We start from the raw sequence: 13,438 nt of genomic DNA, 5'->3' as shown, positions 1-13,438 counted from the left end.
TCCGGCTATGGAACTGCCAGAGAGCTATATAATTGCTACAGTCCATGTTGCATTGAGCCGAATAGCAGACCCTTAAACTATAATCAATACGGTGCGGAGTAATCCGTGCAAAAAGTGGGACATTCCAGATCATTTCCGCAAAAACCGCCCGCAACGCGTTTGACCTCTCCGTCTTTCAGTTCAAACTCCGACAGTTCGGCAAGGTACGCTTCGGCTTCTTCCTTAGTAATGTCAATGCCTTCCGATTTGGCATAGGCCATCAGCTCGTCAGCAGTCTTGTACTGCATGGCCTTCATGATTTGTTCTTTTGTGAGTTCGTTTTTGTTGACCGGCATGATGTTTCCCTCACCAAAATCCATACGATACTCCGTTTTCACCGTATCGTATGCCTGTAACGAACTTGTAACGGTTGTCATACGTTTGTTTTCTTTACCTGCAGATAAAGCACGGTCCATGTCCAACGGCTACAAATTCCGGATTGATCGTCCGCAACGCAGCTATTGTCTTTGGCTGTTGGGGCCCCATGTTCAGGAAGTTCTCGGGGATAGCATCCACCAGGTCTTTCCAGTTGCTTTCCTGCACCACACCGGCCGTGTCGCCGCCCTTGAGGAACAAATCGGCGCTGCTGAAGACCCCGGAATTCTTTTCATAAGCCAAAAGCCCCAGATTATAATGCGGTTCAACGGGATATGGCAAAAATACCAGTTCCAGCCCGCCGTCCGTAAACGGCTGGCCAGGCGTGCAGGCGATGACTTTTCCGTCGTAATCGTTGAACTTAAAATTCCCCGCTGCGTTCTGTGAGCAAATCACTATCGTTTCCGGGAACATCTTATGCAGTACGGCCAATCCGCCACATTCATCCCATTCGCGGTGGGAAATGAACAAATATTTCAGCGGACGGCTGGCCAGCAGTTCCTTAACCTTTGGCAGAAAGTCCCGGGCCATATCGGCGGATCCGACAGAAAACAATATGGCCGGATCGCGCAACAGCAGATACTGATGGCAGTCAAGGGGCATACCGGGTATTTTGTACGTAAACTGATACAGTTTGTCAAAAATCGGTTCCATGATGCGCTCCTGTTTTTACATTAATCCCTGAAAGAGCAGTCGTCACTCCAGCAATCAACATAACAGCTGCCACCGGCAATTTTCTTCAGCGCTGTACCATCTAATTCAAAATCAGACATTTCCGCCATGTACGATTCGGCTTCCTCTTTTGACATCTCATACCCGCCTGTCTTTGCCAGCGCGATCAGTTCATCGGCTGATTTGCACTGCATGGCTTTTTCCAGCATTTCTTTCGTGAGTTCCTTTTTGTTGATTGGCATGATGTTCCCCTCCTTTTTAAATTACAAAACAGAAGTTACACTTTTACTTTTATTATTATATATCAAACGAGAAAATACTACCACAGTAATTTAGCAAAACCGGAGTTTTCTTCTGCCTTCAATGATTTACAAGCACATAGCTCTTCTCAATCAATTTGATTATTTCGTCATCAGAAATCCGATCATCGAGGAAAAGCGTATACCAGTGTTGCTTATTCATGTGATAGGCAGGAAAAGCAAGCCTGCCATCCACTCTTGCAGATACAATCGCCGGCTCGTCTTTCAGGTTAATGACCTCGGCGATTCCTCCTTCATCCTGACCCAACTTTTCTTTGGGAACCCTTCCTATCACTGCAAACCACGGCTTCTTGCCGGGAACACGGAGCGCTGCACATTCCGGGAGGTTTTTCCAGAGGAACTCCGGTTCCGCATTGTATCTGTCTTTGATAAAATGCAAAATCCTCTTTGACTGATTCCATTTGAAATACTCGGTGTAATAGCATTTCTCAGAAATATTTTTCAGGATCTCTTCGCATGCCTTGTGTATACCGCCGACAAACGCCCCTGTCGCGTTATAAATATGCGCAGGCATATATTCCTCATCACTGTCCGTCTCATACACCCGGAAATCCGCACTGCCATCTGATGAAATAGTAATCTTTGCAGTATACTGGTTCTCCATAATCGGAAAATCCATAGTATATTGATCCCCCGAATATGAAAAACCATATTCCCGGAGCTTATCCGCATCCAATGTCCTGCTCTTAAATATTGCCGGTATATCTATCATTCCGGCTTCACCTCTTTACCTGTAATAATTCCAAATATAAACATCTTTTTTATTAATTATAACAAAACAGCCGCAGAAAAATCTACGGCTGTAAGGAAAACCGGAATATATAAAACCGGGTTCTGTTCAGTGAAACGCCAGCGTCTCCCCGTCTTCAGGCATCAGATAGACCACGCCGCGCTTTGCCAGCAGACCGCGCATTGTATAACGGGTTATGGACGCATGCGCCACCGTGTCCATATGGCTGATGACAATCTGCGCATCCGGTACGGTCCGGGCAACAGCTTCCACATCCTCGTCATTCATGATCAGCCGTCCAAAACCGGTCAATTCCGCAGCGCAGGCATTTAACACCACCACGTCCGGCGTAAAAGTCCGCAGCGTCTTTTTTATTTCTGTCGTCCAGATCGTATCCCCTGCAACATACAGCGTCTTTTCCTGTTTTGCCTGAAATATAACGCCGCAGGCTTCTCCGCAGGGCTCTATCACGCCATGCAATGCCGGTGTCCGGGTAATCGAAACATCACCGCAGGTAAACGCGGTTTCCCCTAACACAAGGACCTGTTCAAAGCCGGATTCACGGAACACCTTTCCGTCTGTTTCATTCTGCACCAAAACAGGCACCGTTTTATCCAGCATTCTTCCTACCGTGCCATCCGGCGCCATATCAACATGGTCAGGATGAATATGCGTTACAATATAATAATCTACGCCTTTCAGTATTTCCCCTGCCGGTTCAGGCAGCGCGCACATCGGCATCGGTATTCCTTCTTTCGCTGCATCCGGAACATGAAACGGATTGCCCGGGATATCCAAAAAACATCCCATCTGTCCTTTTTCCGCGAGCCAGGGATCTATCAGAAACGTCTTGCCTGCATATAAAACGCGAATCGTTGCATTGCGAATCTGTTTGATTTCCATAAAGCGCCTCCCATTGTTTTATGCCGGCATCCGTCAAACGTGTCTGCCCATCACAGGTTTTCCAAAGTCTCCAGCCCCTGGATGAACTGACCGCTCACGTACCCCTCGGTTCCGTCATCCAGCCGGACTTTCGCCCATTTAAAGAAGTTATACTGATCCCCGGTTTCTTTTACAAACCCCAGCACCGTCAGGGGATAGCCGGTGTCATACTCACCCAGGATATCACAGTTGGTATTGGGCTGCCGGCGCAGGCGCACGCCTTCCCCCTTAATGCCGGCGCGTCCCACACACTTGCTGAAACGGATAGCGCCATTATCCGCAACCGGTCCATGACCCAGGCACAACAGTTCCCCGTCCTCTTCCAGAAAAACCGACAGGGCATTGGTGGTGACCGCGTTGGGGCCTTCCCCGCAGAAAAAATCCGTCATGCGCACATAGATGTCAGGATTCTCAACCACCTCCGGCGCGTTCCGGATAAGGAACTGATGCAGATACAACACACAGTAATCCGTCAGGGCGGAACCCTTAAAACCGCTCCAGGCTTCACTCAGCCAGGCCGGTTCGTAATTGTCGGCCACTAACAGGAAACGGAACTGGTGCTGTCCAAAGCTCTCCTGTACAACGCGGAAGTGTTTCTCCGCGATCAGATGTGTCCATGCGTCCGGCTTCCTTATATTCAGAAGCCAGTAGTTTTCATGCAGTAAATTCCCGCTGTCTGTCCTGCGGGTGTACTGGTTTACCGCTGTGCCCGTCCTGTAAAACGCCTCACGGTTGTACGTTTTTTCATAGGCGTATATCACAGCAGAAACCGGATAAGGAAGATCCGCGCCGTCATTTTTTACGTACTGCCCGTCCAGCGCGTCACCGCAATGATAGGCGCCGGCTTTGCCTTCTTCCTCAAAGCTGAACCCCACCTGCTGGCCAAACGCCGTGCTGAAAATTTCCGGGGAAACCGGTTCATACGGGCCGGAGGCATCAGGTGTCAGGTGCATGGCACGCAGCTGGTCCGTGGTCAGGCGCAGGCCCGTTTCCCCGGCGCCGGCCGTCTGGGTCTTCCCGATGTAAGTAGTGGCCAGCTCTTCCGTCACGTTGCCGTCCGCATCCAGCGCCTGCAGAGCGATAATCGGGGAGCCGAAAGATGTTTGCATTGTGAGGGACCCGGGCATGGTGTATTCTTTACCGTGCAGTGAAATGATAAACATGCGGGCCGTTACCTGTCCGGAACCGTCTGTCTTTTCATAGATGCCCGGCTGGGGCAGCATTGCCCGGGCCGGAACGGAAAACAACAAACACAACAACGCAGCCAGCAACATACAAAACCGTTTACTGATTCCCATCTTTGCGCCTCCTTAATATGGCGAAAATGAAGCATCGTACATTTGAATTATAACAAAACAGCCGCAGAAAAATCTACGGCTGTCAGGATTAAACGGATTTACACAGGATATTTTACCTAACCCAGGCAAGGGCAAGTGTTTTCCCCGCAATTAGCCAGGCAATTCCAGCAGCCACCCGCGATATTTTTCAGCTTCTCACTGTCAAGCTCCGCATCGGAAATTTCCGCAAAATAGGCTTCGGCTTCCTCTTTTGTGATGTCACAGCCTTCCGCTTTTGCAAGCGTCATCAGCTCATCAGCAGTTTTGCACTGCATGGCTTTTTCAATCATTTCTTTTGTAAGTTCATTTTTGTTGGCTGGCATAATGTTCCTCTCCTCAAAAAGATTTGTTTGTAATGCCTCTTACTAAAAATATATATGGCAGCCTTTAATAAATTCCTACCCAAAGGAATTGTTTTTATAATTATATCATATAATCTTTACTGAGCATAACTGCAATTTGTCAGTTATATGACACTTCAATATCCATAGGCCGGACACTTAATTGTAAACGCTGTTCCGCCCGCAATACGTCTAAGCTGCCCGTCTTTCATTTCACATTCCGATAACTCGGCAAGGTAAGCTTCCGCTTCGGCTTCCGTAATTTCAATTCCTTCTGATTTGGCTAACGCAATCAGCTCTTAGATTGTTATTATTCCTGTCATTATTATCATTTTGATCTTGCGTAATTATCCATTGCCAGGTAACATAATAGATAGAAAATGGAAAATAGAGTACTAATATATGAAATGCATTATATTTTTCACTACCGAGGTACTATCATGAGCGACAAAAAACTCAAGCCGGGATTTTATGAACAGGTCATCAGTGAACATTTTGCAAAACAACTGGAACAAGTGGAAAACCGTTTCAAAGAAATCGAACCCATTGATCAAACAGAAGCGTCCACCGTTTTATCCGGTTATCTGAAAGATATTGTAACCCAAGGTCTGGAATCTGCAAAAGATACTGGGGAGTCCGAAGGTGATGCAACCGGGTTGCAACGCCAAATTGTTCTTGCCAATAAAATCATAAAGTTAATTCAGGAAGAAACTAATAATGAAGAATTAAAGGAATCGCTTGTTGATAAAAAGGGCGAAGAGTTGCTGACTCTTTTAGATTCGCAAAACACGATTCGTGTCGTTAACGCAAATGCGAAAATTCCTCGGCCACAAACTTCCTTAGCAGAAACATCTCTTTTTACCGGAGCCAAACACGAACCGCAAATGTTTAACGAATTAAAAGCGGAGATTAGTACCTGTGACCGTATTGATATGCTGGTTTCGTTTATTAAGTGGAGCGGGCTCAGTCTGTTATTGGAATCATTAAAGGAATTTACCCAACGTGGTGGTAAATTACGGATTATTACTACGTCCTATTTAGGCGCTACGGATTTCAAAGCCATCGAAGAATTAAATACACTGCCTAATGTGGAAATCAAAATTTCTTATGATACCAAACGGACAAGGCTCCACGCCAAAGCTTATGTGTTCCACAGAGATACCGGTTTCACCACAGCTTACATAGGTTCTTCCAATTTATCGAATCCCGCCATATCCAGCGGGTTGGAATGGAATGTCAAAATTACCGAAAAAGATTTGAGCAACACTATGAACAAAGTGCTGCATACGTTTGATGCCTATTGGCATTCTCCTGACTTTGAAACCTACGACTCCGCACAAAAAGAACGTTTAAAAACTGCATTATATAAAGAACGTTTTCAGGATAAACCGGGCAAGCAGTATTTAATTGCGGAAAACCCGGAAGCATATCATTTTAGGATTACTCCTTATTCTTACCAACAGGAAATTTTAGATGAAATAGCAGCAGAGCGAGAACTCCGATCCAATTATAAAAACTTAATTGTTGCTGCAACGGGAACCGGTAAAACAGTCATTGCTGCCTTTGATTACAAACGTTTTTGCAAACAAAACTCCGGTCATGCAAATAAATTGTTATTCATTGCACACCGGGAAGAAATATTATCGCAGAGTATTTCCTGCTTCCGTGGCATTTTGGAAGATGCAAATTTCGGTGATTTATTTGTAGGATCCCATAGACCGACTTCGCAGGTGTCACATTTGTTTATGTCGATTCAAACTTTTAATTCACAGGATTGGACCACAAAAACGTCGCCGGATTTTTACGATTACATTATTATTGATGAATTCCACCATGCTGCAGCGTCTTCCTATCAAAAACTTTTAAACTACTATACGCCCAAAATTTGGCTTGGCTTAACCGCAACACCAGAACGTATGGATGGAAAAAATGTAGCGGATTATTTCAATCATCGGATCACATCCGAGATTCGCCTTCCGGAAGCCATTGAGAGGAAACTGCTTTGTCCGTTCCACTATTTCGGTGTCAGTGATGGAACCGATTTATCTACGCTGACATGGAGCCGGGGCGGATATGATGTCAAAGATTTAAATAATATTTACGTTCTTGACCAAATTAAAGCAAGAAAACGTGCTACCCTTGTCATTCAGGCAGTACGGAAATATACAGCCGACATAAATTTGGTTCATGGTGTCGGGTTCTGTGTTTCCATCGAACATGCCAAATTCATGAATAAAATTTTCAATGAGGAAGGCATTCCTTCCATTTGCCTGACAGGTGGCAGTTCCGATGAAGAACGCAACAGCGCCCGAACCAAATTGACCTCCGGCGAAATCAAATTCATTTTTGTTGTAGATTTGTATAACGAAGGTGTAGATATTCCCGAAATCGATACCATTTTATTCTTACGTCCCACCGAATCATTAACTATATTCCTGCAACAGCTTGGTCGTGGGTTGCGCCTGGCCGAGGACAAAGAATGTCTGACTGTTTTAGATTTTATTGGTCAGTCCCATAAAAAATACAGATTTGATGAAAAATTCACAGCACTGTTGCATCGCACTCGGAAGGGTCTGTATCGTGAAATCGATCAAGGTTTTACTTCCCTTCCCGCCGGCTGTTATATTCAACTGGAAAAGGAAGCGCAAAGTGTCATTCTGAAAAACATCAAAGCATCGTTAAGCACAAAAGCTGCTTTAATAGAAAAACTGCGCGATTTCCACGATTATTCACTTAAAGAAAACGTGCCTTTTTCAGCAGGTAACTTTGTTGACTATTATCATATTTCTCTGCTGCGCCTGTATTCTTTCCCGAAAACATCTTTTTCCTCTCTTTGCGTGGATGCCGATTTGCTTCCTCGCTTTGAAGTTCCTGAACGAGATTATCTGACTAATGCCCTGTCACGTATTGCTTCCATTGACAGCCGCCGTTGGTTGCAATTCCTGTTAAACAAACTTCCGAGTATAGCAAACTGGAAAATTGCAGACTTCAGTGACCTGGAAAAACGGATGATATGGATGTTTTATTTTACATTTTATCAAACAGTCGTAACAGATGATTTGCAGAACGAAACATCCGATAATTTTTCAGAGTATGATCAAAAGCTAGTATCAGCCGTTCACAGACTGCAGGAACTCTCCAAAAATACTGTTGTTTGGGAAGAAATGATCAGCGTACTGAAATATAATCTAGATCATATCACCTTCGTAGACGATCCTGTTGATGTTGGTTTTGACTGCCCGCTGGATTTGCATTGCCATTATACTCGTGACCAGTTATTTGCTGCATTAGATTATTTAACTCCAAGCAATGTACGTCAGGGCGTAAAATGGTTGCCGGATAAAACAATAGACGTGTTAATTAATACACTGATCAAAAGCGAAAAAGATTATTCACCTTCCACCATGTACAATGATTATTCCATTAACGAGAATCTGTTCCACTGGCAAAGTCAAAGCACGACTTCAGCCACATCTCCCACCGGTCAACGCTACATGCATCATAAAGAACAAGGAAGCAAAGTTCTTTTATTTGTTCGCGAATATGGAGAGAATGAAGCCGGCACCGCTCCGTTCATGTACCTTGGTTTAGCTGAATTTGTACAAAACGAAGGCTCCCGTCCTATGAATATCATCTGGCGATTGGAAAAGCCAATTCCTGCCAGCATGATTCAGTGCACAAATAAGTTAGTACTATAAGAGCGGCCTATAGTCATCCAACTACTATATTTTTTCTACGATATAAATTGATTTTTAAATTATAAAGAAAGCCACGCCAACCCGTTCATATTAAACAGGCCGGCGTAGCTTTTTTTGTTTTCTGAATCGTTACCGCGTTCATCATCTCACAATGTCAAATTCCCTGCGGTCTGCAATTTGGCGAAACGTAGAAAAGGTAGAAGAAAGGTAGATATCAAAAATATGATAACCATGCGGGTTGTATTCATTATTTCTACATTTCTACCTGACACCTGCAAAATCAAAAATGAAGGGAGAAACCCGGTTTATTAATCAACATCGGCCAGGTACGATGCTTTTACACCTTTTATACAACGTTTAATACAACCGCGCAGTGTGTTCCTTTTCCGTGCATTTTATGCTATGATTTTTAGGTCGGGAACCGACTTCAATAAAACTGGCAATGGAAAATGAATGAAACCGGCAACGAAAATGCAACGTTGAGTGTAACGTTACCTGTAACGCAAGATGTAACGTTACCTGTAACGCAAGATGTAACGCTTTCTGTAACGCAAGATGTAACGCTTTCTGTAACGCATATTGTAACGCAAAATGTAACGGACCATGGAAATCCGCATGGATACTGGTTCGGGAGGCAATCACAGAACTATATGTAACGCATCAGAAAAGCATATAGCTTATATATAATATAAATATATATAATATATATGCTTATATATGCTTATATGCTAATAACTCTGTAAAAATCCCGCTTGATTATTTCCCCTTACGATGCGCAAAAGTGAAAAAGAATGATAATAATAAAACAGCCGCGGAAAATTCCACGACTGTTAGAAAAACGCATGTCCGCTTCCTGGTTGTATTCTACTCTTCCCGGAATCCCAGCTCCAGGCGGCGTTTTGCCCAGTACTCGTCCGCTGCCTTCTGCATCTCCGCTTTCTTTTGGGGATCCTTCTCCAGAATTGTTAACACTGACATTTCCATCATTTTCCGGTCCCCGCGCTTCGCTAATTCCTCCTTCGAGGGCCGCGGCCGCTTGGGAACGAATGTAATCTGCGCGCCCGTAAAAGGTGGCCACGGACCAGTCCATTCGCCCGGTGATACTTTTCGCATTTAGCATGTCCTCCTGTTCTTTATTACGTTTCCTTGCCCCACAACTCTATTTTATCTTATAATCCCTGATCTATCCTGTCCAACGCTTCTCAAAGCAGTTCGGACACGCGCCCCATGTGGCACTCACGGAACCACTTCCCGCTGCCGCAGAAGCAGGGACCGTCCGGAAGCCGGAACCGGCTGAGCCCCAGCTCGTCCGCGTACAGGTTATAGATTTCGATGAAATTCTTTTCGTAGTCGGCCAGTTCCTCGTATTTCTCCAGATACGCGGGCAGGTCAAAGGCGATGGCAGTACCTCCGCACCAGTCCACAAACCATTCCCGGGCTTTGTAAAGCGTCGCGGCGCTGAACTTGCAGCCTGCCATGACATGAATCAGCAAGTCGGGAGTTTCGTCACTGCACAAGCCGTTCAGAACAGAGGGAGAATCGTTTTGCTGCAGCATGCGCCAGCACATATAGGCTGCCGGCAGAGCGATGCAGGTAAACAGATCCTTCAGCCCCGTGTCGAACAGATGCTGCCACAGGAACTGATGCCGGTACGCCATCGTTGCCCCCAGCTTTTCCCCGCACGCCTTAAAATATTGCCGGTACTGCAGCAGGAGCGGGGAACGGATTTCCTCCGGAAGACTGCCGAAGGGGCCCTGTTCCCTTGCCCCATTGGGTGACATAAGGTTAAATACGACCGCGTCGGCAGGAATCTCCCTGACGATATATTCGGCGCACCGTTCATCCTGCGGGGGACAGAAGAAATCCTCGATCTTATCCTCCGGCCTGCGCTGCTTGTCGAATCGTTTCCAGCGCGGCTTGTCGATCTGGAAATAATCGTCCGTTTCGAAGAAGCAAAGCTTTTCCGGAAGGTTCGGGACGCACAGGGCGCTTTCCGCGAAAAGCTGCCCCAGGGAGTCGGCGGGAACGCACCAGACAGGGCGGTATCCCAGATATGTATCGATGCTGCCGCCTGTATAGACGACGTCCCGGAACGTAAAGGCAGGGCTTGAGCCGTATCCCATGAGCGGCTGCCAGGTGGCGAACCTGCGGCGCCGGGTTCCCCTGCACGCCCGTTTGTCTTCCGGGTCGATCGGGAAGACCGGAGCGTAGCCCGACTTGTCTTCGTTGTAGAGTTCCACGTTGATTTTTGCTTTCATAACAGCACATCCTTTCTTTTAATTGTCGTCTTTGCTGACCATGCTTCGGCCGGCAGCCGGAGGGAGTGCGGAGAACGGCAGGCTTCTTATAAAAAAAGAACAGCCTTTTCGGGCTGTTCTATCCGTTCAATAAAAAAGCCCATCGTCACGATGGGCTCCATATGCTTTGTTCCCATCGTTCAAGCTTTAGCACCTTGCCCTTCCGGCAGGTTGCTGTGCGGTCACCGAGCTTGTCTCTCGCGCACTCTTTATGGTCAATTGGGTCTCTTATGAAATTATGGTAAGCAGCAATCGATGCGGAAACATCGTGGGGTCTGTTAATTATAAGAAATAAAAATCTTAGTGAAATTATCAGTTCAAATTAAAAAATGCTAACGAAAAAGCTAACTGCTACTTCAGCGTTTCCTTCTTTTCGGGCAGTCCTGTCACCTCGGCAATTTCAGCTTCAGACATTCCCTTTTTGCGTAACGCTTCCGCAATTTCTAAAGCTTTTTCATTCTTGCCTTCTTCCCGGGCTTCCTTTTTCAAAACTCGTAAATCCATTTCCCAAGTCACGACGCGCTCCCTCCAATCTGTATCCCGTCTTACCCGTTTTGTCTCGTCATCAATTTCCTGTGTGAATTCGTTCTGGATCTGACCGCTGTTCACATACTGCAAAAATGCGGCCACTTCCTTGTCATCCGTTTTATCCGCAGCCTTCGCGTTCAGGAAAATGTTCTCTGTAAGGCCTCCCATTTCCAAAGATCCGTCTTCCCTGCAGCGATTCGTGAAATGATAAACCGGCAGGCCTTTCCCATATGGGTCAAACGTGCAGATAAACACCACATAGGACTTGCGCAGCTCCGTATAGTCCATACCCCTGCGCAGCATGTCCATGCTGATCAGGCTCTGGTAATACCGGGTTCGCAGCGGTAACCAGCGTTCCACCTTTTCTTCCTCTTTATCCCGGTAAATGGTGCTGCCTTTCCCCGTCACCTGCATCTCCAGGTCGATAACCGTTCCGTCCAGAGTTTCCACATACACATCAAGCCGGATGCTTTTGCTGCCGATCCGCGGACTTCCTGTGCGGCGTTCCGCGACAATCTGCAAAATTTTCGTAATGGGTATGTGCAAAATCTTTTCTATCAGGTACTGGCAGCGTTTCTTGTTGTTCATTACCTCCAGGAACACATAATTGTTGGCGAAGGTTAACGAATCCCAGTCAATTCTTTCAAAATCTTTCAAATCGTCACCTGTCTTTCTGACCGGCACGATCCTTCCGCAACTGTATTATAGCACAGCCATCATACGTTTTCTATGAAGATTTGATGAAACCCGGATTCCTGCCAGCCCGGCCGTGACGTGGGCTGGCAGGTTTTTCCAATTGGCGTTACGCTTCCGGTTTTGTAACTGCTTCTTTCATTTTCTTATGCGCTTTCTTATATTGCTTTTTGCAATAGGCCTGCACCTTTGCGTCGATGCTTTCCTCTGTGTCGTCCTCTTCCAATAAAATGGGGCATTCTTTGCGGATTGCTTCAATATCGGGAATCATTCCTCCAAAACAACCGGCATGACCGTCATAGTCATACTCTACAAGATAACGTTCCGGATCGTCGCTGAACCAGAAATCCAGTCCGTTATCGATATTCCAAATCCTGTCCTCTTCTCCGCTCAACAGGCTGCCGTCGTTGTAGCCGTACCACAGGCACGGGTACATTTCGGTGCCGTCTTCGTCAATCCAGCTTCCCCTTCTGTTCGGGGCAGGCCACCGGGTAACGTCTTCGATCCGTTCCGAACCTTTCAGCAACCCGATGTGCCAGCCAGTTTCTTTTACAAATTTATCCAGCGAGCATTCAATATATTCGTCCGTCGAGTCAAACAGACCGCATTCCATCAAGGTCTCTTTTACACTGTCAAGACTGATAAAACTTTCGATATCAATTTCATGTGTCTCCAGTACCGTTCCGTCTTCCGCAACGCAGTCCAGGCAGACTTTAATGTCTTCATTCAGGGGCAGATCGGCATCCCCGAATTCCGACGTCCGCACCTCGCCGTACCAGAAATGCCCCTGCGCGGCTACGTCGTCTTCCGTGTAATGGACGCCTAAAAGTTCGTTATAATTCAGTTCGCTGTACAACGTGTCACTGATTTTGTCCTGTAATTCGTCTAACACATCATCAATCGAGAATTCATAGTCGTCATCGTCCCAATCAATCCCCGGGGCATCCATCTCCTCCCTGAATTCACAGCCCGGGTAATCACAGTACAGAACAAATGTTGCGGGAATCATTTTCTGTTCTTTGCTTTCCTGATTTTCATTCATGTCTTTCGTCACGTTTGCATTCTTGCTCATAATTGATCCTCCTCTTACTGAATCATTGCTTCGACAAGTTCGCGGGGTCAAAGAAAAAGCCCGTAACAACGACGGGCTGTGTATAAAAATCGCTTCCACCCCTTCAAGGGGTGGTTCGCTTAGCCCTATAAGGGCCCAACACAGGCCAGCGCCTAAATGACGCTGGCTTTCACTTTGTTCAAGCCGCAGTGGTATGACTACTTGCTACCCTTAAAAGGGTCTTCGTATTCTTTACTGAATAACGAATCTTCCATTTGATCCATCTTATCCTGTTCCCGGATATATTTCTGTATGGTTTGCGCATTCAGCCCTACCGTACTAACGTAATATCCGGTTGCCCAGAATTTTCGATTTCCAAATTTATATTTCAGATTCGCATGTCGTTCAAATATCA

Annotated in this window: 13 protein-coding genes and 1 riboswitch; of the genes, 1 reads left to right on the top strand and 12 read right to left on the bottom strand. The window is 46.2% G+C overall.

Annotated features, from left to right (window positions below; all coding sequences use genetic code 11):
* Window positions 1-83: 83 nt before the first annotated feature.
* The 7 genes from BM159_RS10405 to BM159_RS10375 all read right to left on the bottom strand — a co-directional run bounded on the left by BM159_RS10405 (window position 84) and on the right by BM159_RS10375 (window position 4,738).
* Complete coding sequence (locus BM159_RS10405; RefSeq protein ID WP_093914170.1) at window positions 84-416, bottom strand: DUF2624 family protein; 333 nt, start codon at window positions 414-416, stop codon at window positions 84-86.
* 13 nt (window positions 417-429) lie between these two features.
* Complete coding sequence (locus BM159_RS10400; protein ID WP_093914169.1) at window positions 430-1,068, bottom strand: oxygen-binding di-iron domain-containing protein; 639 nt, start codon at window positions 1,066-1,068, stop codon at window positions 430-432.
* Between the two features lie 20 nt (window positions 1,069-1,088).
* Window positions 1,089-1,328 (bottom strand): hypothetical protein, encoded by a 240-nt coding sequence (locus BM159_RS10395; RefSeq protein WP_093914168.1) that lies wholly within the window; start codon window positions 1,326-1,328, stop codon window positions 1,089-1,091.
* Window positions 1,329-1,446: 118 nt separating this feature from the next.
* Complete coding sequence (locus tag BM159_RS10390) at window positions 1,447-2,118, bottom strand: MmcQ/YjbR family DNA-binding protein (protein ID WP_093914167.1); 672 nt, start codon at window positions 2,116-2,118, stop codon at window positions 1,447-1,449.
* Between the two features lie 126 nt (window positions 2,119-2,244).
* Complete coding sequence (locus BM159_RS10385) at window positions 2,245-3,039, bottom strand: MBL fold metallo-hydrolase (protein ID WP_093914166.1); 795 nt, start codon at window positions 3,037-3,039, stop codon at window positions 2,245-2,247.
* A gap of 50 nt (window positions 3,040-3,089) precedes the next feature.
* Window positions 3,090-4,376 carry an SH3 domain-containing protein gene (locus BM159_RS10380; RefSeq protein WP_093914165.1) on the bottom strand — a complete coding sequence of 429 codons (1,287 nt, stop codon included), beginning with the start codon at window positions 4,374-4,376 and terminating at the stop codon, window positions 3,090-3,092.
* 116 nt (window positions 4,377-4,492) lie between these two features.
* Window positions 4,493-4,738, bottom strand: coding sequence for a DUF2624 family protein (locus tag BM159_RS10375; RefSeq protein WP_093914164.1), 246 nt, complete (start codon window positions 4,736-4,738; stop codon window positions 4,493-4,495).
* 458 nt (window positions 4,739-5,196) lie between these two features.
* On the opposite strand from BM159_RS10375, the gene BM159_RS10370 reads away from it, so the two are divergent.
* On the top strand, window positions 5,197-8,454 hold the full coding sequence (locus BM159_RS10370; protein ID WP_093914163.1) for a DEAD/DEAH box helicase: 3,258 nt from the start codon (window positions 5,197-5,199) through the stop codon (window positions 8,452-8,454).
* 864 nt (window positions 8,455-9,318) lie between these two features.
* On the opposite strand, the gene BM159_RS10365 is transcribed toward BM159_RS10370, so the two are convergent.
* From BM159_RS10365 to BM159_RS10345, 5 genes are all read right to left on the bottom strand, one after another.
* The gene (locus BM159_RS10365) at window positions 9,319-9,567 is read right to left on the bottom strand and encodes a hypothetical protein (protein WP_093914162.1); all 249 of its coding nucleotides are present in this window, start codon (window positions 9,565-9,567) and stop codon (window positions 9,319-9,321) included.
* Between the two features lie 89 nt (window positions 9,568-9,656).
* Window positions 9,657-10,712, bottom strand: coding sequence for a hypothetical protein (locus BM159_RS10360; RefSeq protein ID WP_093914161.1), 1,056 nt, complete (start codon window positions 10,710-10,712; stop codon window positions 9,657-9,659).
* A gap of 169 nt (window positions 10,713-10,881) precedes the next feature.
* Window positions 10,882-10,969, bottom strand: a riboswitch (SAM riboswitch).
* A 133-nt stretch (window positions 10,970-11,102) separates the two neighbouring features.
* On the bottom strand, window positions 11,103-11,963 hold the full coding sequence (locus BM159_RS10355; RefSeq protein WP_093914160.1) for an Rpn family recombination-promoting nuclease/putative transposase: 861 nt from the start codon (window positions 11,961-11,963) through the stop codon (window positions 11,103-11,105).
* A 118-nt stretch (window positions 11,964-12,081) separates the two neighbouring features.
* Complete coding sequence (locus tag BM159_RS10350; RefSeq protein ID WP_093914159.1) at window positions 12,082-13,044, bottom strand: hypothetical protein; 963 nt, start codon at window positions 13,042-13,044, stop codon at window positions 12,082-12,084.
* A gap of 197 nt (window positions 13,045-13,241) precedes the next feature.
* Window positions 13,242-13,438: transposase (locus tag BM159_RS10345; RefSeq protein WP_177206011.1), on the bottom strand; the 197-nt coding region annotated here is incomplete at its 5' end.

Origin of the sequence: Succiniclasticum ruminis DSM 9236 (assembly GCF_900112895.1) — a bacterium.
Taxonomy (GTDB): Bacteria; Bacillota; Negativicutes; order Acidaminococcales; family Acidaminococcaceae; genus Succiniclasticum; species Succiniclasticum ruminis.
The sequence above is the reverse complement of the archived record's forward strand: the minus strand, read 5'-3'. Positions and strand labels throughout refer to the sequence as shown.

Coding starts and splice junctions, on each gene's coding strand:
- BM159_RS10375 (WP_093914164.1), bottom strand. CDS start 4,738: ATGCCAGCCAACAAAAATGAACTTACAAAAGAAATGATTGAAAAAGCC.
- BM159_RS10350 (WP_093914159.1), bottom strand. CDS start 13,044: ATGAGCAAGAATGCAAACGTGACGAAAGACATGAATGAAAATCAGGAA.
- BM159_RS10400 (WP_093914169.1), bottom strand. CDS start 1,068: ATGGAACCGATTTTTGACAAACTGTATCAGTTTACGTACAAAATACCC.
- BM159_RS10395 (WP_093914168.1), bottom strand. CDS start 1,328: ATGCCAATCAACAAAAAGGAACTCACGAAAGAAATGCTGGAAAAAGCC.
- BM159_RS10390 (WP_093914167.1), bottom strand. CDS start 2,118: ATGATAGATATACCGGCAATATTTAAGAGCAGGACATTGGATGCGGAT.
- BM159_RS10360 (WP_093914161.1), bottom strand. CDS start 10,712: ATGAAAGCAAAAATCAACGTGGAACTCTACAACGAAGACAAGTCGGGC.
- BM159_RS10380 (WP_093914165.1), bottom strand. CDS start 4,376: ATGGGAATCAGTAAACGGTTTTGTATGTTGCTGGCTGCGTTGTTGTGT.
- BM159_RS10405 (WP_093914170.1), bottom strand. CDS start 416: ATGACAACCGTTACAAGTTCGTTACAGGCATACGATACGGTGAAAACG.
- BM159_RS10370 (WP_093914163.1), top strand. CDS start 5,197: ATGAGCGACAAAAAACTCAAGCCGGGATTTTATGAACAGGTCATCAGT.
- BM159_RS10385 (WP_093914166.1), bottom strand. CDS start 3,039: ATGGAAATCAAACAGATTCGCAATGCAACGATTCGCGTTTTATATGCA.
- BM159_RS10365 (WP_093914162.1), bottom strand. CDS start 9,567: ATGCGAAAAGTATCACCGGGCGAATGGACTGGTCCGTGGCCACCTTTT.